Raw genomic sequence first — 23,082 nt, 5'->3', positions numbered from 1 at the left:
GACAATGAAGAACACCCCGTTCGATCTCACCGGCAAGGTCGCGGTCGTCACCGGCTCCAGCCGCGGCATCGGCCGCTCCTCCGCGGAACTCCTCGCCAAGCTCGGCGCCAAGGTCGTGGTGTCCTCGCGCAAGGCCGACGCCTGCCAGGAGGTCGTCGACGGCATCAAGGCGGCCGGCGGTGACGCCACCGTCATCCCCTGTAACATCGCGCGCAAGGCCGAGGTCGAGGCGCTGATCGCGGGCGCCACGAAGCATTACGGCAAGATCGACATCCTCGTCTGCAACGCCGCGGTGAATCCCTATTACGGCCCGCTGCTCGACATCACCGACGAGGCCTTCGACAAGATCATGGGGAGCAACGTCAAGAGCAACATCTGGCTCTCCGCGCTCGCGATCCCGCAAATGGCGGAACGCGGCAGCGGCTCCGTCGTCATCATCTCCTCGATCGGCGGCCTGCGCGGCTCCACCGTGATCGGCGCCTACGGTATCTCGAAAGCGGCCGACTTCGCGCTGTGCCGCTCGCTCGCCGGCGAGTGGGGCCCGAAAGGCGTCCGCGTCAACTGCATCGCGCCCGGCCTCGTCAAGACCGATTTCGCCCGCGCGCTGTGGGAAGACGAAGCCGTGCTGAAGCGCCGCACCGCCACCACGCCGCTGCGCCGCATCGGCGAACCCGACGAAATCGCCGGCGCGGTCGCCTATCTCGCCTCGGATGCGTCGAGCTTCATGACCGGACAGACCATCGTCATCGACGGCGGCGTGACCACGGCGGCGGTGTAGACTCTAGCGACTTGTAATTGTAGTGAAGTGGCGCTTCACTTCACCCTCCCCTGGAGGGGGAGGGTCGCTCGCGCTAAGCGCGAGCGGGGTGGGGTGAAGCCACAAGAATGGTCTCAACATCAATCCGACGCGCCGCCGCGAAGAGGCTTAGGGCGAACGCGACGCCGCACGAGCGGATACTATGGCGTGCGCTCAAAGGCCTCCCGATGGACGGATCGCACTTCCGCCGACAAGCGCCGATCGGCCCCTACGTCGTTGACTTCTTCTGTCCGGCCAAGCGGCTCATCATCGAGCTCGATGGCGGGCATCACAACGAAGACGATACGGCTGCCCGCGACCTCGAGCGCCAACGCTGGCTCGAGAACGAAGGCTACCGCGTCATCCGCTTCTGGAATTCTGAGATCGGGAGCGACCTGACCGCCGTACTCGAACGCATCTATGTCGAGTTGTACGGATCGCGTGAAGCTGAAATCACACCTTTGAAGCACCGTCGCACGTAGCGGTGCGCGTCTCTTCTCTTACCCTCCCCTGGAGGGGGAGGGTCGATCGCGCGTAGCGCGAGCGGGGTGGGGTGATCTCTCCGCTCGGGCAGTGTTCGATGAGGAGAGACCGTCACCCCACCCCGTCTCGCATTTCGCTGCGCTCAATGTGAGCCGACCCTCCCCCTCCAGGGGAGGGTAAGAGGAGACCCGCCTTGACCTCGGACCGGCAATCCCGTTTCTTTGCCGCGACACAATGACCCCCTCAGGGAAAACGCCAAGGGTAAGCCGCCATGTCTTTCGTCCTCGCCATCGACCAGGGCACCACCTCCTCGCGCGCGATCGTGTTTCGCGGCGATATTTCCATCGCGGCGAAGGCGCAGCAGGAGTTTCCGCAGCATTTCCCGGCCTCGGGCTGGGTCGAGCACGAGCCCGAGGACATCTGGACCTCGACGGTGATGGTCTGCCGCGAGGCGATCGAGCAGGCCGGCATCGCCGCGAAGGACATCGCGGCGATCGGCATCACCAACCAGCGCGAGACCACCGTGGTGTGGGACCGCGCCACGGGGCAGGCCGTGCACCGCGCCATCGTCTGGCAGGACCGCCGCACCGCCGACATCTGCGCCAAGCTCAAGGCCGACGGCCGCGAGCCCGTGATCTCGCAGAAGACCGGCCTGATCATCGACCCCTATTTCTCCGGCACAAAGGTGGCCTGGATCCTCGACCACGTCCCCGGTGCCCGCGCCCGCGCCGCGCGCGGCGAATTGATGTTCGGCACCGTCGACTGCTATCTGCTCTGGCGCCTCACCGGCGGCAAGGTGCATGCCACCGACGCCACCAACGCCTCGCGCACGCTGCTGTTCAACATCCACACCGGACAGTGGGACGACGAGCTGCTGGAAATCATCGGCGTGCCGCGCTCGATGCTGCCCGAGGTGAAGGACTCCTCGGCCCGCTTCGGCGAGAGCACGCCGGATCTGTTCGGTGGCGCGATCGCCATCTCCGGCATCGCCGGCGATCAGCAGGCGGCGACCATCGGCCAGGCCTGCTTCCGTCCCGGCATGATGAAGTCGACCTACGGCACCGGCTGTTTTGCCTTGCTCAACACCGGCACCACGCCTGTGGTGTCGAAGAACAAGCTGCTCACCACTGTCGCCTACCAACTCGATGGCAAGCGCACTTACGCGCTCGAAGGCTCGATCTTCGTCGCAGGCAGTGCGGTGCAATGGCTGCGCGACGGCCTCGGCATCATCAAGCACGCCGCCGAGACCGGCCCGCTTGCCGATCAGTCGGACTCCATGCAGAGCGTCTATCTCGTCCCCGCCTTCGTCGGCATGGGCGCGCCCTATTGGAATCCGCGCGTCCGCGGCGCGCTGTTCGGCCTCACCCGCAACACCGGCCCCGCCGAACTCGCCCACGCCGCACTTGAAAGCGTCTGCTACCAGACCTTTGACCTCTGGGCCGCGATGCGCGCCGACTGGCCAAGCTCGGAAACCGCCAGCGTCGTGCTCCGCGTCGACGGCGGCATGACCGCATCGGACTGGACCATGCAGCGCCTCGCGGATTTGCTGGACGCGCCGGTCGACCGCCCCGTGATCCAGGAGACCACGGCCCTCGGCGCCGCCTACCTCGCCGGCCTCCAGGCCGGCGTCTATCCCGAGCCCACAAAGTTCGCCGACAATTGGCGATTGGAGCACCGCTTCAAGCCGAACATGAGCCAGGCCACGCGCGAGCGAAAGCTCGCGGGGTGGGCGCGCGCGGTGAAGGGCGTGCTGGCGAGCGACGAGGGGGAGGGGTAGTACGCCTCTCTTTCTCCGAGTCGTCCCGGCGAAGGCCGGGACCCATACTCCGCAGCAGATGTTGTGAACGGGACCCGTCGTTCCAGCCTCGCAAAGTAATCCACATTCGTGGTTATGGGTCCCGGCCTTCGCCGGGACGACATCGGATATGTAGCTCGCACTCGGCTCCACAGGAAGCCGCAATGATCCTCCCCGACGGCTATTCCGACGTCCCCACCGGCAAGATCGCCGCCGTCGTCACCCACCTTGAGATGACCGCGCCTCCCGCACGCCGTGACGATCCTCCCGGTGTGTGGGTCCTGCGCAAGGTCGATGCGCCCGCGCTCGACTGGTACCGCGATCTCCACCGCCGCGTCGGCGAGGAATGGCTGTGGTTCTCCCGGGTGCGGATGAACGACACAGAGCTCGCCGCGATCATCCACGCAGCGGGCGTCGAGGTGTATGCACTCGCCGTGGACGGCCGCGATGAAGGCCTGCTGGAGCTGGATTTTCGCGAGGCCGGTCAGTGCGAGCTGGCCTATTTCGGCGTCACCGCGCCTCTGATCGGCACGGGAGCGGCCAGCTTCCTGATGAACCGCGCGCTGGACCTCGCTTTGGTCGCGCGACGTCCGCCGCCTCTGGGTCCACACCTGCACGCTCGATCACCCATCCGCCGTCGCCTTCTACCAGCGCTCCGGCTTCCGCCCGTTCCGCCGCCAGATCGAGATCGCCGACGATCCGCGCCTCGACGGCACCGCGCCGCGCGACGCGGCGAAGCATGTGCCTGTTATCGGGTAGCGCGTGAGCAATGTAGCTCAGATGAGCGGCTGGTCCGTCGCCGCATCTCCCTCTAGCACATGTTGGCCAAGATCGTCCGCTGCTACACGCTCCGCCGTCATCCTGAGGTGCGCGCTCTTGCGAGCAGGACGAGCGAGAGGAGAGATCGCAGATTCATGAGAGGAGCTCCGGCTGGTACGTTGTCTATTGATCTCTCGTTGTTGCGTCACGCGCAATGCTCCGGTTCCAAGATAGTTGTTGCAGGCAGCGTGCATTGGCGGTGAACTGGACGGCCCTGCCACGTCCAACCGCTGGAAGAGCGAGAACCATGTTCCTGATCGGCCAATATGATTCCCCCTTCGTCCGCCGCGTCGCGATCGCGCTGCGGCTTTACGGCCTTCCTTTCGAGCACAGGCCGTGGTCGACCTTCGGCGACGCCGACAAGATCGCGCCGTACAATCCGCTGCGCCGCGTGCCGACGCTGGTGCTCGACGACGGTGAGGGGCTGATCGAGAGCACGGTGATCCTGGACTATCTCGACGAGCTCGTCGGCGAGGACAAGGCGATGCTGCCGCGCAGCGGCACTGATCGGCGCAAGCATTTGCGCATCTGCGCGCTCGCTTCCGGTCTCGGTGACAAGGCGGTGAGCCTGCTCTACGAGCGCGTGCTGCGGAAGGAGCAGCTCGCGTTGTGGGTCGCGCGCTGCCAGGCGCAGATTGCGGACGTGCTCGCCGTGCTCGAGGCCGAGCGCGCCAAGGTGACGACGCCGTACTGGCTGGGCGGTCGGATCGGCCATGCCGACGTTGCGGTTGCCTGCGTCGTCCGCTTCACCCGCGAGGCGCATCCGCAGCTGTTCGAGGCGTCGCGCTATCCGGCGCTCGCGGCACATGGCGAGCGCTGCGAGGCATTGGCGCCGTTCCAGGAGATCGTGCAGCCACTGGCCCCGCCGAAGGGGTGAGGCCCCGGTGCTCGGCCCCAAGCTACCAGATCGTGGGTTGCCTGACGGGCAAAACACGCCAGCGCTGGGTCAATCAGCGTCGATCGAAATATTCCACTTTACCGAAATTCGGTTTCGGCGTATGTGTCGCCCACCCTGATCCGGCGAAAGGGGCGGTCGTACGTCGTCACGAGCCGCGGATCGGGGAGCGGTGGACGCGGCAGCGTCGTGCACGAGAGGCGGGAGCAGGGCGGGATGAACCCCGTGAGATCCAGGCTTCGTGCGGACGAGCGACGCTGATGCGTACGGCCAAATCGCGTGGTCCTGGCTGTCGTTGCTACAGCCAAGCCTTGCGGAGGTGCGCCAAGCCCGACCGGGCGAAGCGCATCGCCAATCCGCGAGGTGACAGAGGCAAGCAGGAACTCGTCTCCGGGGAGAGCGCGCCATACGCCGTCAGACCATCGCGCAGGGAAGGCCGGACGTTTCGGCTTCACCTGTTGATCCGTTGTGCATTGCGTGTGCATCTCATCGCACGACGGACCGTGGGTGCCAGCCGGCGCCCGGCCTTCCCTGCGCCCTTTCCATTAGGGCGTGACGCGAAGCGCAAAGCTCGGGCGGAAACGCCGCGAGGATGCAAAGGTGTGTCTATTGAACAAAGGACTCGTGCCCCGGACGCAGCGCAGCGGCCCGGCGATGCGCAGCATCGTCCGGGGTGGTGCGCTGCAGAGCCGGGGCCCATCTTGCCGCGTGGCGTGCCACATCGCTTGCGCGATGCAGCGCCGTCCGGGACACGGAGGCCTTCGCCAGGAAGGGGAGAGAGCGCGCGCCTAACCCGCGCCAGCGCGCTTCTTCTGCCAGACCAGGTGCACCGCGCAGGTGCAGCCCGGCGGATGCGAGGCGAGATCCTTCGACGTCTCGTCATTCGCCGCCGTTGCCGCAAAGCCCTTGTCGCTGTCCTCTCGCGACGGGATGTAGTTCAGCACCGGCGCGAGCCAGCGCTCGGTTTCCGCGACGCTCATGCCCTTGCGTGCGGCATAGTCCTCGACCTGGTCGCGCTCGATCTTGCCGACGCCGAAATAATAGCTCTCGGGGCTGGCGAAATAGAGCCCGGACACAGAGGAGCCCGGCCACATCGCAAAGCTCTCGGTCAGCTTCACCCCGCAGGTTGCTTCCGCATCGAGCAGCTCGAACAGCGTCGCCTTCTCGGTGTGGTCGGGCTGCGCGGGATAGCCGGGCGCGGGGCGGATGCCCTGATACTTCTCGAGGATCAGCTCGTCGTTGGAGAGCGTCTCGTCCGGCGCGTAGGCCCAGAATTCGCGGCGCACGCGGGAATGCATGCGCTCGGCGAAGGCCTCGGCGAGACGGTCGGCCAGCGCCTTGCACAGGATCGAGGAGTAGTCGTCATTCGCCATCTTGAAGCGGTCGGCGACCGCATCCTCGCCGATGCCGGCCGTGACGACGAAGCCACCGACATAGTCGGGCACGCCCGCGGGCGCGACGAAGTCGGCGAGCGCGGCATTAAACCGACCTTCGCGCTTCTCGAGCTGCTGGCGCAGCGTGTGCAGCGTCGCGATCTTCTTGGTCCGGCTCTCGTCGGCGTAAACAGCGATATCGTCGCCGTCCGCGTTCGCCGGCCAGAAGCCGATCGTCGCGCGCGCCCGGAACCACTTTTCCTTGACGATAGTGTCGAGCATTTTTCGCGCGTCGTCATAGAGCGAGCGCGCGACCTCGCCGACCTTGGCATCGTCGAGGATGGCGGGGAAGCGCCCCGCGAGCTCCCAGGTCTGGAAGAACGGGGTCCAGTCGATGCAGTCGACCAGTTCGGCGAGATCGTAGTCGTCAAAGCTGCGGATGCCGAGGAAAGTCGGCTTCACCGGCTTGCTTTTGGCAAAGTCGACCGGCACGCGGTTGGCGCGCGCTGCCGCGAGCTTCAGGCGCTTCTTGTCGGCCTGCGCGCGCAGATGCGCGTCCGAGATCTTGGCGTATTCGGCGCGCACCTCGGCGGCATAGGCTTCGCGCTTCTCGGGCGAGAGCAGCGAGGAGGCGACGCCGACGGCGCGGCTGGCATCGTTGACATGCACGACGGGGCCGGCCCGATAGCTCGGGTCGATCTTGACGGCGGTGTGCACGCGGCTGGTGGTGGCGCCGCCGATCAGGAGCGGCAGCTTGAGGCCCTCGCGCTGCAATTCGCCGGCGAAGAACGCCATCTCGTCGAGCGAGGGCGTGATCAGGCCGGAGAGACCCACGATGTCGGCCTTCTCCGCCTTCACAGTCTCGACGATCTTGGCGGCCGGCACCATCACGCCGAGGTCGATGACCTCGAAATTGTTGCACTGGAGCACGATGCCGACGATGTTCTTGCCGATGTCGTGGACGTCGCCCTTGACGGTCGCGAGCACGATCTTGCCGGCGGACGAGGAGCCCTCGGTGCCGATGCCGTTGGCGAGATTGCGCGCCTTCTCTTCTTCCATGAACGGCATCAGCCAGGCCACCGCCTGCTTCATCACGCGCGCGGACTTCACCACCTGCGGCAGGAACATCTTGCCGTCGCCGAAGAGGTCGCCGACCACGTTCATGCCGGCCATCAGCGGGCCCTCGATCACGTCGAGCGGCCGCGACGACGCCTTGCGGGCTTCCTCGGTGTCCACTTCGATGAACTCGGTGATCCCATGCACCAGCGAATGCGACAGCCGCTTCGCCACCGGCCATTCGCGCCAGGCCAGATCGGCTTCCTTGGTCTGGGTCTTGTTGCCGCGGAATTTCTCGGCGAGGGCCAAGAGACGCTCGGACGCGCCCGGGTCGCGGTTGAGCACGACGTCCTCGCAAGTTTGGCGCAACTCGGCATCGATGTCGTCATAGACGATCATCTGCCCGGCATTGACGATGCCCATGTCCATGCCCGCCTTGATGGCGTGATACAGGAACACCGAGTGCATGGCCTCGCGCACCGGCTCGTTGCCGCGGAACGAGAACGAGAGGTTGGAGACGCCGCCCGAGATGTGCGCGCCCGGCAGGTTCTGCCGGATCCAGCGCGTCGCCTCGATGAAGTCGGCGCCGTAATTGTTGTGCTCCTCGATGCCGGTCGCGATCGCGAAGATGTTCGGATCGAAGATGATGTCCTCGGGCGGGAAGCCGACCTTGTTCACCAGGATGTCGTAGGCGCGCTTGCAGATCTCGGTCTTGCGCGCGAACGTGTCGGCCTGGCCGACCTCGTCGAACGCCATCACGACCACAGCCGCACCATGACGGCGGGCGATCTTGGCCTCAAAGATGAACTTCTCCTCGCCTTCCTTCATCGAGATCGAGTTGACGACCGGCTTGCCCTGCACGCATTTCAGGCCGGCTTCGATCACCGAGAACTTGGAGGAGTCCACCATCACGGGGACGCGGGCGATGTCGGGCTCGGCGGCGACGAGATTGAGGAACGTCACCATCGCGGCTTCAGAGTCGAGCAGGCCTTCGTCCATGTTGACGTCGATGATCTGCGCGCCGTTCTCGACCTGGTCGCGCGCGACCTGCAGCGCCGCCGTGTAGTCGCCGGCCGTGATCAGCTTGCGGAAACGGGCCGAGCCGGTGACGTTGGTGCGCTCGCCGACGTTCACGAACGGGATCGCGTCGGTCAGGATGAAGGGCTCGAGGCCGGAGAGCCGCAGGCGCGGTTCGATCTCCGGCACGATGCGCGGCTTGTGCGGGGCGACGCTAGCGGCGATCGCGGCGATATGCTCCGGCGTGGTGCCGCAGCAGCCGCCGACGATGTTGACGAGGCCGGACGCAGCGAACTCGCCGACGAGGTGCGCCATGTATTCCGGCGTCTCGTCATACTGCCCGAATTCGTTGGGCAGGCCGGCGTTCGGGTAAGCGCAGACCAGCGTGTCGGCGACGCGGCCGATATCGGCGATATGGGCGCGCAGATCTTCGGCGCCGAGCGCGCAGTTGAAGCCGATCGTGACGGGTTTTGCGTGTCGCACCGAATTCCAGAACGCCTCCGGCATCTGGCCCGAGAGCAGGCGGCCGGATTTGTCGGTGATGGTGCCCGACACCATCACGGGCATGTCGATGCCGCGCGCTTCGGTGATCTCGGCGATCGCATAGAGCGCCGCCTTGGCGTTCAGCGTGTCGAAGATGGTCTCGACCAGCAAGAGGTCGACGCCGCCGTCGAGCATGCCGTTGATCTGCTCGCCATAGGACTTGCGCAGATCGTCGAAGGTGACGGCGCGGTAGCCGGGATTGGAGACGTCGGGGGAGATCGAGGCGGTGCGGTTGGTCGGGCCGATGGCGCCCGCGACGAAGCGCGGCTTGCCGTCCTCGGCCTCGACGCGCCGCGCGGCATTGCCGGCGAGGCGGGCGCCTTCGCGCGCCATCTCGTAGACGATGTCGGTGAGGTCGTAATCGGCCTGCGCGATCGACGTCGTGGAGAAGGTGTTGGTCGCGACGATGTCGGCGCCGGCGCGCAAATACGCCGCGTGGATGTCCTCGATTGCCTGCGGCTGGGTCAGAATCAACAGATCGTTGTTGCCGCGCAGGTCGCGATGAAAGTCCTTGAAGCGCTCGCCGCGGAAGGCAGCCTCGTCGAACTGCAGGTTCTGGATCATCGTGCCCATGGCGCCGTCGAGCACGAGAATGCGCTCGCGCGCGGCGTTCAGCAGGGCAGTACGTTTCGCGGAAACAGGTACGGTCATGTTGTCTCAGGCCGCTTTCTGGGCGCTCTTGGCGCGAATGCCGAGCAGATGGCTGATCGCGAACACGAGATCGGCGCGGTTCATGGTGTAGAAATGGAAAGTGTCGACGCCGTGCTTGGCGAGCTTCTGCACCTGGCCGGCCGCGACGGTTGCGGCCACCAGCTTGCGGGTCTCGGCGTCCTCGTCGAGGCCTTCGAATTTCGCGGCGAACCAGTCCGGCACGGTGGTGCCGGCGCGCGTCACGAAATTGCGGGCCTGCTTGAAATTGTGCATGGGCATGATGCCCGGCACGATCGGGATGTCGATGCCGCGCGCCCGCACGCGGTCGAGATAGCGGAAGTAGAGGTCGTTGTCGAAGAACACCTGGGTGATCGCGCGCGTCGCGCCGGCATCGACCTTGGCCTGCAGCGTGTCGATATCATCATCGAAGTCGCGCGCTTCGGGGTGCTTCTCGGGATAGGCGGACACGGACACTTCGATGTCGGCATGCCGCTTCTTGATCCCCGCGACGAGCTCGGCCGAGCTCTGATAGCCGTCGGGATGGCTGGCATAGGGCGTGCCGATGCCGCCGGCGGGATCGCCGCGCAGGCCCACGATATGGCGGACGCCGACCTCGTGATAGCGGTCGACGATCTCGTCGATCTCGCCGCGCGAGGCACCGACGCAGGTCAGGTGCGCCGCCGGCAGCAGCGCGGTCTCCTTCAGGATGCGGGCAATGGTCGAATGGGTGCGCTCGCGGGTCGAGCCGCCGGCGCCGTAGGTCACCGAGACGAATTTCGGGTCGAGCGGAGCGAGCCGGTTGATGGTCTCCCAGAGATTGCGCTCCATATCTTCCGTCTTGGGTGGAAAGAACTCGAAGGAGATCGCAGGCCGCTTCAGGTGCCCGTCTTGCCCGTCGGCTCGGGCAGGAATCGTCAGATCGGTCATGGCACCACTCGCTCCAGATGTGTCGCCAGATCCTGGCGGCCGACGGTCAGGTCTTGCTTGGGAGAGCCCAAGATAGGGCAAAGGCGGTCCGATCGACAGCCCATCATGGATGGGAAATGGCCCACTTCTGGCAACAATAGATGAATTATTGAGCGTCTATCAATTTGAGTGGGATGTCGGTGAATTCTACAATAATCTAGCTATTTCAATTATTTGGCAGAAAACTGAGGACCGACCGGGGCGGGCACGGTAGGTGGGCAATATGAAAGAATTGTTGTTTGGACTGCTCTTGGCCCACCGCCTCGCTTCGGTCGACTGCGCGGGCTCGCGGTCTGCACACGTCAGATCTGCGCAGCCGCCCCATTGTCGCCGCGCGGCCCTCCACTAGGTTAGCGCGCCATGATCCCGCTCTCAGTCCTCGACCTCTCCGTCGTTACCACAGGCACCAGGCCCGCCGCGGCGCTGCGCAACAGCATCGACCTGGCGCGCCATGTCGATGGGCTCGGCTATGTCCGCTACTGGCTCGCCGAGCATCACAACCTCGCCTCGGTCGCGAGTCCCGCGCCAGACGTCATGATCGGCCAGATCGCGGCGGTGACGAATCATATCCGCGTCGGCTCCGGCGGGGTGATGCTGCCCAATCATGCGCCGCTGGTGGTCGCCGAGCGCTTCAAGATGCTGGAGGCGCTGTTTCCCGGCCGCATCGACCTCGGCCTTGGCCGCGCGCCCGGCACCGACGGCGCCACCGCCTATGCGCTCCGGAGCCGGCTCGACCGCCGCGAGGGCGATGATTTCCTGGAGCGGCTGCACGAGCTGATTCTGTGGGAGACCCGTGAATTCCCCGCAGGGCACCCCTACCATAACGTCGTCGCCATGCCCGACGACACCAGACTGCCGCCGATCTGGCTGCTCGGCTCCAGCGATTATTCCTCGGAGTTGGCGGCACAGGTCGGCATGGGCTTCGCCTTCGCGCATCATTTCGCGTCCCACGACGCGGTCGACGCGATGGTGCATTACCGCAACCGCTTCCAGCCCTCGGCCTGGCGTGCGAGCCCGCAAGCGATCCTCGCGGTCGCCGTCATCACCGCTGATACCGATGAGGAGGCCGAACGGCTTGCCAGCTCGTTCGACCTCAACCGGCTGCGCCGCGACCGCGGTCAATATCTGCCGCTGCCGAGCGTCGAGGAGGCCCAGGCCTACCCTTACTCCGACTCCGAGCGCACCTCGATCCTCCGCAACCGTTCCCGCCTGTTCGTCGGCAGCCCCGCGACGGTGCGGAAGAAACTGCAGCCGCTGATCGACGCGAGCAAGCCGGACGAGCTGATGGCGATCACAGCGGTGTACGATCACGAGGCGCGGAAGAAGTCGTATTCGCTGCTCGCCGAGGCGTTCGGGCTTAAAGCGACCGCGTAAGAATATCGTGCCCCGGACGCAGCGCAGCGCTCCTTCAGCGATGCGCTGCAGAGCCGGGGCCCATCGCGCCTCCGGGTATCTTGGCCCCTGGGTCCCGGCTCGCGCTTCGCGCGTCCGGGACACGCGACTAATCCTGCTGGGTCTCGCTGAACGTGGCGCGGAAGGGGTGGCCGGGATACACGCCGACGATGCGGAATTCGCGCGAGAAGAATTTCAGCTCCTCGATCGCGAAGGCGAGGCCCTTGTCCTCGGGGTGGCCGTCGACGTCGGCATAAAACTGCGTGGCGAAGAAATTGCCGTCGACCATGTAGCTTTCGAGCTTGGTCATGTTGACGCCGTTGGTGGCAAAGCCGCCGAGCGCCTTGTAGAGCGCGGCCGGCAAATTGCGCACCCGGAACACAAAAGTCGTGACCAGCGGGCCGGAGCCTTGGGCGGCCCATTTCGGCTCGCGCGCCAGCACCACGAAGCGGGTGGTGTTGTGCGCCTCGTCCTCGATGTCCTGCGCGAGGATGTCGAGGCCGTAGATCTTGGCGGCGAGGCGGGAGGCGATCGCGGCCACCGTCTTGTCCTTGCGCTCGGAGATGTCGCGAGCGCTGCCGGCGGTGTCGGCATGCACGATCGGCTTGACGCCGAGCTTGCGGATGATGCGCCGGCATTGGCCGAGCGCATGCACATGGCTCTCGACGCTCTTGATGTCGTCGAGCTTGGTGCCCTTCACCGCCATCAGCTGATGCCGGACCGGCAAGAACCATTCGCCGATGATGAAAAGGCCGGAGGCCGGCAAGAGGTGATGGATATCGGCAACACGGCCCGCGACCGAATTCTCGATCGGGATCATGCCGAGATCGGCCTCGCCGGAGGAGATCGCCGACAGCGCGTCCTCGAAGGTGGCGCAGGGCATCGGCTCGGCGTCGGGATAGGCCTCGACGATGGCGATGTGGGAATTGGCCCCGGGCTCGCCCTGGAATGCGATCTTCATCTTGCTCATGTCTTAAAAGTGCTCCTGGGTCGGCCTTGTAACAGCGGCTCAGGATTTGGAAAGGATGCTGCGGGCGGTTTCCAGGTCCGCCGGCGTGTCGACCCCGCGGGGGACGGTGTCGACGATGGTGAAGTCGATGCGCATTCCGGCCTCGAGCGCCCGGAGCTGTTCGAGCTTCTCCTGCAATTCCAGCGGCGAGGGCGGCAGCGAAACGTAACGCTCCAGCGCGGCGCGGCGATAGGCATAGAGGCCGATATGGTGGTAACGCGGTCCATCGCCGGTCGGCGCGGTGGCGCGGGTGAAATAAAGTGCACGCATGCGCTTGCCGCCGAGCGAGGTTCCGATCGCCTTCACGACGCTCGGGGCGAGGTCCTCCTCCTCGGTGTGGATCTGCGAGGCCAGTGTCGCTATGTCCACGGCGGGGTCCTGCAGCGGCGGCAGCACCTCGCGGATGTTGCCGATCGTGATCGTGGGGAAATCGCCCTGCAGATTGACCACGATCTCGGCCTTGCCGTCCGGATCGAGCTTCTGCATGGCCTCGTGGATGCGGTCGGAGCCGGAGGGGTGTGTGGGGCTGGTCATCACAGCCTCGCCGCCATGGGCCGTCACGACCGAAGCGATCTCGGGCGTATCGGTCGCGACCGCGACCCGGCCGATTGCCGCGGCCTCGGCGCGGCGCAGCACGTGCACGATCATCGGCAATCCCGCGATATCGGCGAGTGGCTTGCCGGGCAGGCGGGTGGCGGCCATGCGGGCCGGGATCAGCACCAGGATGCGAGGATCGATCATCGGGTTCAAAGGTCTGGGGTCAAGAGCCTAGAAACGGGGCGTTTTCCGCGCCGGGAAATGGGTGGGGACGGGCCGAAAGCCGGGTCGCTTATACGGGTTGCCAGACCCCGGGCAAACCGATATCTCAATGGCAAAACTCGGGGAAACGATAGGGAACGCTTGATTCTCCCGAGGCTCGTCCTGGCGGCCGCCTGGCCGCTCGATTCTTCTTGCGGTGTGGGGCCTGGCCGGAAATGGACTCTTTCGAACTCAATAAAATTCTCGGTGCTGTGCTCGGCACCTGTCTCCTTCTGCTGGTGACCAGCTTCACCGCCAATGCGCTGTTCACGCCGAAGCCGCTCGAGAAGCCGGGTTTCGAGATCGCCGTGAAGGAAGATGCCGGCCACGGCAAGGAAGGCGGCGCTGCCGCCGCGGCCTCCGAGCCGATCGAAAAGTTGCTCCAGACCGCCTCCGTCGAAAAGGGCGCCTCCGCCGCCAAGAAGTGCGGCGCCTGCCACACCTTCGAGAAGGGTGGCCCGAATCGCGTCGGTCCGAATCTCTATGGCGTCGTCGGCGAGAAGAGGGGTGAGGGCCGCGGCGGCTTCAACTTCTCCGCTGCCATGAAGGGCAAGGGCGGTACCTGGACGTTCGACGACCTCAACAAGTTCATCGCCAATCCGAAGGGCTTCATCCCGGGCACCGCGATGGGCTTCGCCGGCATTGCCAAGGATTCCGAGCGCGCCGACGTCATTGCCTATCTGAACTCGCTGTCGGAGCATCCTCAGCCGCTGCCGACCGCGTCGAAGTAAGGCCTCAAGAACCCGATCTTGGAATATGCGGCCAGGCTGAAAAGCCTGGCCGTTTGCTTATCCGGGCCTCGCGGCGAGTTTATCGGGGCGTTTGGCCGCATCAGACAGGCCGCCCGGCCTTCCAAGATGAGGAAAAAGCAACATATTCGGTCGAAACCTCGCCTATATTGGGACCTTAAAGGAGTAGCCTCCTTCAAGACAGGACTATTGATTTGGCCATAACCCGACGCGATCTCCTGCTCACCGGCACTGCGGCCGCAGCGCTCCCCGCCCTCGGTTCCGTAGCGGGCCTTTCCGTCGTCGGCCGTGCCGAGGCGCAATCGGCGAATGAGCTTCCTTGGCGCCATGCTTTGTCGCTGTTCGGAAAGGTCAAGTACCCCGCCGACTTCACGCGCTTCGACTACGTCAATCCTGAAGCGCCCAAAGGCGGCGTCGCGCGCCAGATCGCGGTCGGCACCTTCGACAATTTCAATATCGTCGTGTCGGGCGTGAAGGGGCAGGTCGCCGGCGCCGTCGCATTCATCTACGAATCCCTCACGACGCCCTCGCTCGACGAAGTCTCGACCGAGTACGGCGCGCTCGCCGAGGCCGTCAGCCATCCGGACGATTTTTCCTTCGTCACCTATCGTTTGCGGCCGGAGGCCAAATGGCACGACGGCAAGCCCGTTACCGCGGATGACGTGATCTTCTCGCTCGATTCCTTCAAGAAGCACCACCCGATGTACTCGGCCTATTACAGCCATGTGGTGAAGGCCGAGAAGCTCGGCGAGCGCGAGGTGAAATTCGTATTCGACGCGCCGGGCAACCGCGAACTGCCGCAGATCGTCGGGCAACTCACAGTCCTGCCGAAGCATTGGTGGGAAGGGACCGACGCGCAGGGCCGCAAGCGCGACGTGTCCGCCACCACGCTTGAAGTCCCGCTCGGTTCTGGCCCCTACAGGGTCAAGGACTTCGTTGCGGGACGGTCGATCGCGCTGGAGCGCGTCAAGGACTATTGGGGCCGCGACCTCGCCTCCAATGTCGGCCGCAACAATTTCGACGAGCTGCGCTACGAATATTTCCGCGACGCCACCGTCGCGATCGAGGCCTTCAAGGCCGACCAGGTCGATTGGCGCACCGAGAACAGCGCGAAGAACTGGGCGACCGCCTACGACTTCCCGGCCGTGAGCGAAAAGCGCGTGATCCTCGAGGAGTTCGCCAATCGCAGCTCGGGCGTGATGCAGGCGTTCGTGCCGAACCTGCGCCGCGGCAAGTTCAGCGACCCGCGCGTGCGGCGCGCGCTCAACTACGCGTTCGACTTCGAGGAGATGAACAAGCAGATCTTCTACGGCCAGTACAAGCGCATCAACAGCTATTTCGACGGCATCGACGAACTCATGGCGACCGGCTTGCCGCAGGGCAAGGAGCTTGAGATCCTCGAGACCGTCCGCACCCAGGTGCCGCCCGAAGTCTTCACCACGGCCTACACCAATCCGGTCGGCGGCAATCCGGAAGCCGTGCGCGATAATCTGCGCGAGGCGCTCCGCCTGTTCAAGGAGGCCGGCTACGAGGTGCGCGACCGCAAGCTGACCGACGTCAAGACCGGCGTCCAGTTCACGCTCGAACTGCTGAACTCGGATCCGAGCTTCGAGCGGATCACGCTGTTCTACAAGCCGTCCCTGGAGCGGCTCGGCATTGCCGTCAACGTGCGGACGGTCGACCCGACCCAGTACGAGAACAGGACGCGCGAGTGGGATTTCGACATCGTCACAAACTCGTGGGGCGAGTCGCAGTCGCCAGGCAATGAGCAGCGCGAGTTCTGGTCGTCCAAGACGGCTGACATCGCCGGCTCGCGCAACATTGCGGGCATCAAGAATCCCGCAATCGACAAGCTGATCGAGCGGGTGATCTACGCCGCCGATCGCGACGATCTCGTCGCGGCCACCAAGGCACTCGACCGCGTGCTGCTGTGGAATCATTATGTCGTGCCGCAATGGACTTATAACAAGGTGCGTACGGCACGCTGGGATCGCTTCGGCCGGCCGACGGAAATGCCCAAATACGGCCAATCCGGCTTCCCGTTCATCTGGTGGTACGACGCAGAGAAGGCGGCGCGGATCGCAAAGAAGTCGTGAAGGACATTCCCCGCATGACGCAGATGTCACGCCGCCACGTGCTGGCCCTCGGTGTCGGCGGCACCCTCGGGATGTCGCTGGGCGCGCAGCCGTGGCGCGGAGCGCATGCATCGGAAGCGGGGATCGAAGCTCACGGCATCTCGGCGTTCGGCGATCTCAAATATCCCGCCGACTTCCACCATTTCGACTACGTCAACGTCGATGCGCCGAAGGGCGGCACGTTCTCGCTCATTCCGTCGGTGCGCGCCTACAACCAATCCTACCAGACCTTCAACTCGCTCAACGCCTTCATCCTGAAGGGGGACGGCGCGCAAGGCATGGACATGACCTTCGCGCCGCTGATGGTGCGCGCAAGCGACGAGCCTGATGCGATGTACGGGCTTGCCGCCAAATCCGTTCAAATATCGCCGGACAAGCTGGTCTACCGCTTCACGATGCGTCCGGAGGCGAAATTCCACGACGGCACGAAGCTCACCGCGCAGGATGCGGCGTTTTCGCTGATGACGCTGAAGACCAAGGGACATCCCCTGATCCTGGTGCAGCTGCGCGACATGGTCAGCGCAGAGGCGGCCGACGATGCAACGCTCGTCGTCACCTTTGCCAAGGGGCGGGCGCGCGACGTGCCGCTCTATGCCGCCAGCCTGCCGATCTTCTCGAAGGCGTACTATGCGTCTCGCCCGTTCGATGAATCGTCTCTGGAGATCCCGCTGGGCTCGGGTCCGTACAAGGTCGGCAAGTTCGAGGTCAATCGCTATATCGAGTATGAGCGGGTGAAGGACTGGTGGGCTGCCGATCTGCCGCCCTGCCGCGGTACCTACAATTTCGATGTCGTGCGCTATGAGTTCTATCGCGACCGCGACGTCGCTTTCGAAGGATTTACCGGCAAGAACTATCTCTACCGGGAAGAGTTTACCTCGCGCATATGGGCGACGCGGTACGACTTCGCGGCCGTGAAGGACGGCCGCGTCAAGCTCGAGATCGTGCCCGACGACACGCCGTCCGGTGCGCAGGGCTGGTTCATCAACACCCGGCGCGAGAAATTCAGGGATCCCCGCGTACGCGAGGCCCTGATCGACGCTTTCGACTTCGAGTGGACCAACAAGACCATCATGTACGGCGCCTATGCCCGTACGGTGTCGCCGTTCCAGAACTCCGATCTCATGGCGAGCAACGGACCTCCTTCGCCGGAAGAGCTGAAGCTGCTCGAGCCATTCCGCGGTCAGGTTCCCGAGGAGGTGTTCGCTGCGCCCTTCGCGCCTCCGGTTTCCGATGGATCGGGGCAGGACCGAGCTCTCTTGCGCAAGTCGCAGCAGCTGCTCAACGAAGCCGGCTTTCCGATCAAGGATGGCAAGCGAATGCTGCCGAGCGGAGAGGTGTTCAAGATTGAATTCCTGGCGGAGGAGCCCTCGCTCCAGCCGCATCACGCGCCGTATATCAAGAATTTGGGGACGCTCGGCATCGAGGCGAGCCTCCGCCTCGTCGATGCCGTGCAATATCGCGCGCGCGTGGAAGATTTCGACTTCGACATGACGATCCAGCGCTTCAGCATGTCGGCAACGCCCGGCGATGCCATGCGGGCGTTCTTCTCGTCGCAAGTCGCGGCAACCAAGGGCTCGTACAATCTCGCTGGCGTCGCCAGCCCGGCGATCGACGCCATGATCGAGAAGATCATGGCAGCCGAGAGCCGCGAGGAATTGACTGTCGCCTGCCGTGCCTTTGACCGCTTGTTCCGCGCCGGCCGCTATTGGGTGCCGCAATGGTATAACAAGACGCACCGGCTCGCGTACTGGGATCAGTTCAGCCATTCCCAGAAGCTGCCGCGCTACGCCAATGGCGTCGGCGCTCCCGACATCTGGTGGTCCGACCGCGCCAAGGCGGCCAAGCTCGAGCAGGCGAAATAGCCATGAGTGCCTATATCGCCCGCCGCATCCTCCTGATGATCCCGACATTGCTCGGAATCCTGTTCGTCTCCTTCGTCGTCGTGCAGTTCGCGCCCGGCGGCCCGGTCGAGCGCGTGATCGCGCAGCTCTCGGGGGCCGACACCGGCGGCACCTCGCGCATTTCGGGCGGCAGCGATTTTGCGCAGCGCGCGCCCGGGCAGGTCGGGGCCGGCGGCGATGCCATCAACTCGAAATATCGCGGCGCGCAGGGCCTTGATCCCGACTTCATCAAGAAGCTCGAGGCACAGTTCGGCTTCGACAAGCCGGCGCCGGAACGCTTCGCGCTGATGGTTTGGAACTTTGCCCGCTTCGATTTCGGCAAGAGCTATTTCCGCGACGTCAGCGTTCTGCAACTGATCAAGGAGAAGCTGCCGGTCTCGATCTCGCTCGGTCTCTGGCTGACGCTGATCACCTATCTGATCTCGATCCCGCTCGGCATCCGCAAGGCGGTGAAGGACGGCACGCGCTTCGACACCTGGACATCGACCGTTCTCGTCCTGGGCTATGCCATTCCAGGCTTTCTGTTCGCAATCCTCCTCATCATCCTGTTTGCCGGCGGCTCCTTCTTCAACTGGTTTCCGCTGCGCGGACTGACCTCGGACGGCTGGTCGCAGTTTCCCTGGTACTGGAAGATCATCGATTATTTCTGGCATCTGACGCTGCCGCTGATCGCCATGGGGCTCGGTGCCTTCACGACCATGACGTTCCTGACCAAGAACTCGTTCCTGGACGAGATCCGCAAGCAATACGTCATGACCGCGCGCGCCAAGGGCTGCGGCGAGGGCCGGGTGCTTTACGGCCATGTCTTCCGCAATGCGATGCTGATCGTGATCGCGGGCTTCCCCGGGACGTTCATCCACGCCTTCTTCTCGGGCTCGCTTCTGATCGAGACCATCTTCTCGCTGGACGGGCTCGGGCTGCTCAGCTTCGAGAGCGTGCTCAATCGCGACTATCCCGTGGTGTTCGGAACGCTCTACATCTTTTCGTTGGTCGGCCTCGTGATCAATCTGGTCTCCGACCTCACCTATATGTGGATCGACCCACGGATCGATTTCGAGGCGCGGGAGGTCTGATGACGGTTACCGCGCCGACGCCGATCGAGACCACGACCCAGTCCCCGCTGGGCGAGGTCGTTCCGATCACGCGCAAGCCCTTCGCGCCTTCGCCGCTCAGCAGGCGGCGTTGGCAGAACTTCAAGGCCAACCGCCGCGGCTACTGGTCGTTCTGGATCTTCATCATCCTGTTCGTGGTCTCGCTGTTTGCGGAGCTGATCGCCAACGATCGGCCTTTCCTGATCAAGTTCGACGGCCGGCTCTATTGGCCCGCTTTCGTGACCTATTCGGAAACCACCTTCGGCGGCGACTTCGAAACCGCGGCCGACTATCGCGATCCCTATTTGCAGAAGCTGATCAAGGACAAGAACGGCACCATCGTCTGGCCCCTGATCCGCTATTCCTACGACACCCACAATCTCGACCTGCCGACGCCGGCGCCGTCGAAGCCGACCTGGATGCTGACGGAAGCGCAATGCAAGCCGGTGGTGGAGAAGAAGGGGCTGAAGAGCTGCCGCGACCTCGAATACAACTGGCTGGGGACGGACGATCAGGGGCGCGACGTGGTCGCGCGGCTGATTTACGGCTTCCGCATCTCGGTGCTGTTCGGCCTTTGCCTCACCATCGTCTCGTCCGTCATCGGCATCGCAGCAGGAGCGGTGCAGGGATATTTCGGCGGGCGGGTCGATCTCATCTTCCAGCGCTTCATCGAGATCTGGACGGCGATTCCCTCGCTCTATCTTCTCCTGATCCTGTCCTCGGTGCTCGTGCCCGGCTTCTTCGTGCTGCTCGGCATCCTCCTGCTGTTCTCCTGGGTCTCGCTGGTCGGTCTGGTGCGGGCCGAGTTCCTGCGCGGACGCAACTTCGAATACATCCAGGCGGCGCGGGCGCTCGGCGTCTCCAACCCCGTCATCATGTTCCGCCACCTGCTGCCGAACGCGATGGTCGCGACCATGACGTTCCTGCCCTTCATCGTGTCGAGTTCGGTGATGACGCTGACGGCGCTCGACTTCCTAGGCTTCGGCCTGCCGCCGGGATCGCCTTCGCTCGGCGAATTGCTGTCGCAGGCCAAGGCCAATGTGCAGGCCCCCTGGCTCGGCTTTTCCGGCTTCTTCTCGGTCGCGAGCATGCTGTCGCTCCTGATCTTCATCGGCGAAGCCGTGCGCGACGCCTTCGATCCGCGCAAGACGTTCAGGTAAGCCGATGGACGCGATCAACCAGCCCCTGCTTGCCGTTCGCGACCTCTCGGTGGCCTTCCACCAGGGCGGCAGCACCACGCTCGCGGTCGACAAGGTCTCGTTCCAGATCAAGCGCGGCGAATGCCTGGCGCTGGTCGGCGAATCCGGCTCCGGCAAGTCCGTCAGTGCGCTCTCGATCCTCAAGCTGTTGCCCTATCCGAACGCCTCGCATCCCTCGGGCAGCATCCGCTTCAAGGGGCAGGAACTGATCGACCGCTCCGAGCAGCAGATGCGGGAGATTCGCGGCAGCGACATCTCCATCATCTTCCAGGAGCCGATGACCTCGCTCAATCCGCTGCACACGATCGAGGCGCAGATCGGCGAGATCATCCAGCTGCACAATCCGACCAGCAATGCCGAGGCGCGCCGGCGAACGCTGGAATTGCTGACGCAGGTCGGCATTCCCGAACCCGAGACGCGGCTGAAGAGCTATCCGCATCAGCTCTCCGGCGGTCAGCGCCAGCGTGTGATGATCGCGATGGCGCTCGCCAACGAGCCGGATCTGTTGATCGCGGACGAGCCGACGACGGCGCTCGACGTCACGGTGCAGGCGCAGATCCTGGCGCTGCTCGCCGAGATCCGATCGCGGCTCGGCATGAGCCTGCTCTTCATCACCCACGATCTCGGCATCGTGCGCCGCATCGCCGACACCGTCTGTGTCATGAAGAGCGGCGAGATCGTCGAGCAGGGGCCGGTCGAGCAAGTCTTCAAGGGCCCGAAGCATCCCTACACGCGCGACCTGCTCGCGGCGGAGCCGAAGCCCGATCCGGCGCCGCCGCAGCCGGATGCGCCGTTGGTGATGTCCGCCAACGACCTGAAGGTCTGGTTTCCGATCAAGCGCGGCTTGATGCGCAAGACCGTCGGCCACATCAAGGCGGTCGACGGCGTCAGCATCGCCGTGCGCAAGGGCGAGACGCTCGGTGTGGTCGGCGAGTCAGGCTCGGGCAAGACCACGCTGGGGCTGGCGCTGCTGCGGCTGATCTCCTCAAACGGGCGTATCGTGTTCTTGGGGAACGACATCCAGGGCCTGCGCTTCAAGGAGATGCGGCCGTTCCGGCGCGACATGCAGATCGTGTTCCAGGACCCGTTCGGCTCGCTCTCACCGCGCATGTCGGTCGCCGACATCATCGCCGAAGGTCTCTCGGTGCATCAGCCGAAGCTGTCGCACGAAGAGCGCGAGGCGCGCGTCGTCAAGGCGCTGGAGGACGTCGGGCTGAAGCCTGACACCCGCCACCGCTATCCCCATGAATTCTCCGGCGGCCAGCGCCAGCGCATCAGTATCGCGCGGGCGGTCGTGCTGGAGCCGGATTTCGTCGTGCTGGACGAGCCGACCAGCGCGCTCGACATGCTGTTCCAGGCGCAGATGGTCGATCTGTTGCGCGAGCTCCAGCGCAAGCGCGAGCTCACCTACATGTTCATCTCGCACGATCTGCGCGTCGTCGCTTCGCTTGCGAGCCATCTGATCGTGATGCGCGGCGGCAAGGTCGTCGAGGAGGGGCAGGCCGCCCAGCTGTTCAAGAACCCGAAGACCGAATACACGCGCGCGCTGTTCGCGGCGGCGTTCCGGCTGGAGACGGCGGGCAACGGGTCGGTGGCGACGTAGCGCGTCATTCCAGACGCGCGACATTGCGGCGCCCTGAGCGTTTCGCCGGAGCAGGCTGCACGGGGCAGCCCGCCTTGATGTTACGCGGCGCGTTCCTTGTCTGGCGCTTCCTCGAGTGTGGCCGCAGTGTCTTCCAGCTTCTTGTCGTAATTGGCCTCGAGCCTCTCGATACTATCGGCCCACATCCTCAGCATTGAGACCTGGAAGTGCATCATCGGCTTCAAGGCATTCATGCCGATTGCTGTCGCTGCGGCGATGCGCCGTTGAGGGTCGCGCACGAAACGGTTTGCATTGGTGTCGTCTGCCATGCTGTTCGCTCCTTCGCTCTGGTGCTATGACCTAAGCTATCTGTCCTGTTGCGAACTGCTTGCTTCCAAACGCTCGGCCAGAAGTTCATCTGCCGCGCGGCGCGCGCATTGGTCGTCATGCAATTCATCGAGCTTTTTCAAGTAGGCGACCGCGGCTATCTGCAGGAGATCGAAATCATCCTCGCCGGTACCGCGAAGATTGGAGATGTAGCTGTAGAGGGCGGAACGCCTGTCGTCGTTCTCGCTGATGCCGCTGTGGAGCAGCAAATAGTTTCGCCAAGCGAACGCACACGCGCCTTCTCTGGCTTGAGAACTCATGGGCACCTCCTAAAGCCAGAGAAAGACTGGCGCCGCGTTTCGTTCCGCAAATCTCCTCAGATGTAACGTTGTTCCGTAGCTGCGCCGCAAGGTAAACCATACTTCCGGTGCCAATGCGCAGGTTCCGTCAGCAACCGCGTCCGAAACCTGTTCGGATGCCGAGAACAAAGATCGGGTATGATCCC

Annotated in this window: 17 protein-coding genes and 1 pseudogene; 12 read left to right on the top strand and 6 right to left on the bottom strand. The window is 64.6% G+C overall.

Annotated features, from left to right (window positions below; all coding sequences use genetic code 11):
* Positions 1-4: 4 nt before the first annotated feature.
* The 5 genes and pseudogenes from XI04_RS02850 to XI04_RS02830 all read left to right on the top strand — a co-directional run bounded on the left by XI04_RS02850 (position 5) and on the right by XI04_RS02830 (position 4,770).
* Positions 5-778, top strand: a complete 774-nt coding sequence (locus tag XI04_RS02850; RefSeq protein WP_028142124.1) for an SDR family NAD(P)-dependent oxidoreductase — start codon at positions 5-7, stop codon at positions 776-778.
* 107 nt (positions 779-885) lie between these two features.
* The gene (locus tag XI04_RS02845; protein ID WP_038971326.1) at positions 886-1,278 is read left to right on the top strand and encodes an endonuclease domain-containing protein; all 393 of its coding nucleotides are present in this window, start codon (positions 886-888) and stop codon (positions 1,276-1,278) included.
* 272 nt (positions 1,279-1,550) lie between these two features.
* Positions 1,551-3,056 (top strand): glycerol kinase GlpK, encoded by a 1,506-nt coding sequence (gene glpK, locus XI04_RS02840; protein ID WP_028142123.1) that lies wholly within the window; start codon positions 1,551-1,553, stop codon positions 3,054-3,056.
* A 182-nt stretch (positions 3,057-3,238) separates the two neighbouring features.
* Positions 3,239-3,833: pseudogene (locus XI04_RS02835) on the top strand (GNAT family N-acetyltransferase).
* A gap of 307 nt (positions 3,834-4,140) precedes the next feature.
* Positions 4,141-4,770 (top strand): glutathione S-transferase family protein, encoded by a 630-nt coding sequence (locus tag XI04_RS02830; protein WP_028142122.1) that lies wholly within the window; start codon positions 4,141-4,143, stop codon positions 4,768-4,770.
* Positions 4,771-5,576: 806 nt separating this feature from the next.
* On the opposite strand, the gene metH is transcribed toward XI04_RS02830, so the two are convergent.
* Together metH and metF are read right to left on the bottom strand one after the other, a co-directional pair.
* Positions 5,577-9,428 carry a methionine synthase gene (metH, locus tag XI04_RS02825; RefSeq protein WP_271610444.1) on the bottom strand — a complete coding sequence of 1,284 codons (3,852 nt, stop codon included), beginning with the start codon at positions 9,426-9,428 and terminating at the stop codon, positions 5,577-5,579.
* A 6-nt stretch (positions 9,429-9,434) separates the two neighbouring features.
* Entirely contained in the window at positions 9,435-10,355 is a 921-nt protein-coding gene (gene metF / locus XI04_RS02820; protein WP_028142120.1) for a methylenetetrahydrofolate reductase [NAD(P)H], read from the bottom strand.
* 399 nt (positions 10,356-10,754) lie between these two features.
* Here metF and XI04_RS02815 point away from each other — a divergent pair, with 399 nt between their 5' ends.
* The gene (locus XI04_RS02815; protein WP_271610445.1) at positions 10,755-11,768 is read left to right on the top strand and encodes an LLM class flavin-dependent oxidoreductase; all 1,014 of its coding nucleotides are present in this window, start codon (positions 10,755-10,757) and stop codon (positions 11,766-11,768) included.
* Positions 11,769-11,895: 127 nt separating this feature from the next.
* Here XI04_RS02815 and XI04_RS02810 read toward each other — a convergent pair whose 3' ends face one another.
* A complete protein-coding gene (locus tag XI04_RS02810; RefSeq protein WP_271610446.1) occupies positions 11,896-12,756 on the bottom strand; it encodes a prephenate dehydratase in 861 nt (286 codons plus the stop codon).
* A gap of 39 nt (positions 12,757-12,795) precedes the next feature.
* Positions 12,796-13,536, bottom strand: a complete 741-nt coding sequence (locus XI04_RS02805; RefSeq protein WP_152102359.1) for a 3-deoxy-manno-octulosonate cytidylyltransferase — start codon at positions 13,534-13,536, stop codon at positions 12,796-12,798.
* Positions 13,537-13,769: 233 nt separating this feature from the next.
* Here XI04_RS02805 and XI04_RS02800 point away from each other — a divergent pair, with 233 nt between their 5' ends.
* The 6 genes from XI04_RS02800 to XI04_RS02775 all read left to right on the top strand — a co-directional run bounded on the left by XI04_RS02800 (position 13,770) and on the right by XI04_RS02775 (position 22,271).
* Entirely contained in the window at positions 13,770-14,324 is a 555-nt protein-coding gene (locus XI04_RS02800) for a c-type cytochrome (protein WP_028142116.1), read from the top strand.
* Positions 14,325-14,536: 212 nt separating this feature from the next.
* A complete protein-coding gene (locus XI04_RS02795) occupies positions 14,537-16,438 on the top strand; it encodes an extracellular solute-binding protein (protein WP_038971333.1) in 1,902 nt (633 codons plus the stop codon).
* Between the two features lie 14 nt (positions 16,439-16,452).
* Positions 16,453-18,339 (top strand): extracellular solute-binding protein, encoded by a 1,887-nt coding sequence (locus XI04_RS02790; RefSeq protein WP_095424711.1) that lies wholly within the window; start codon positions 16,453-16,455, stop codon positions 18,337-18,339.
* Positions 18,340-18,341: 2 nt separating this feature from the next.
* Positions 18,342-19,451, top strand: coding sequence for a microcin C ABC transporter permease YejB (locus XI04_RS02785; protein ID WP_028142113.1), 1,110 nt, complete (start codon positions 18,342-18,344; stop codon positions 19,449-19,451).
* Complete coding sequence (locus XI04_RS02780; protein WP_271610447.1) at positions 19,451-20,629, top strand: ABC transporter permease; 1,179 nt, start codon at positions 19,451-19,453, stop codon at positions 20,627-20,629. The genes XI04_RS02785 and XI04_RS02780 overlap by 1 nt, the downstream gene beginning before the upstream one ends.
* Before the next feature lie 4 nt (positions 20,630-20,633).
* Complete coding sequence (locus tag XI04_RS02775; protein ID WP_095424668.1) at positions 20,634-22,271, top strand: ABC transporter ATP-binding protein; 1,638 nt, start codon at positions 20,634-20,636, stop codon at positions 22,269-22,271.
* Positions 22,272-22,351: 80 nt separating this feature from the next.
* On the opposite strand, the gene XI04_RS02770 is transcribed toward XI04_RS02775, so the two are convergent.
* Together XI04_RS02770 and XI04_RS02765 are read right to left on the bottom strand one after the other, a co-directional pair.
* Complete coding sequence (locus XI04_RS02770; protein ID WP_028142110.1) at positions 22,352-22,579, bottom strand: hypothetical protein; 228 nt, start codon at positions 22,577-22,579, stop codon at positions 22,352-22,354.
* Positions 22,580-22,615: 36 nt separating this feature from the next.
* Entirely contained in the window at positions 22,616-22,897 is a 282-nt protein-coding gene (locus XI04_RS02765) for a hypothetical protein (protein ID WP_028142109.1), read from the bottom strand.
* Positions 22,898-23,082: the final 185 nt, after the last annotated feature.

Source organism: Bradyrhizobium sp. CCBAU 11430, from assembly GCF_028128855.1.
Classification (GTDB): domain Bacteria; phylum Pseudomonadota; class Alphaproteobacteria; order Rhizobiales; family Xanthobacteraceae; genus Bradyrhizobium; species Bradyrhizobium ottawaense.
This window is presented reverse-complemented; position numbering and strand designations above follow the sequence as displayed.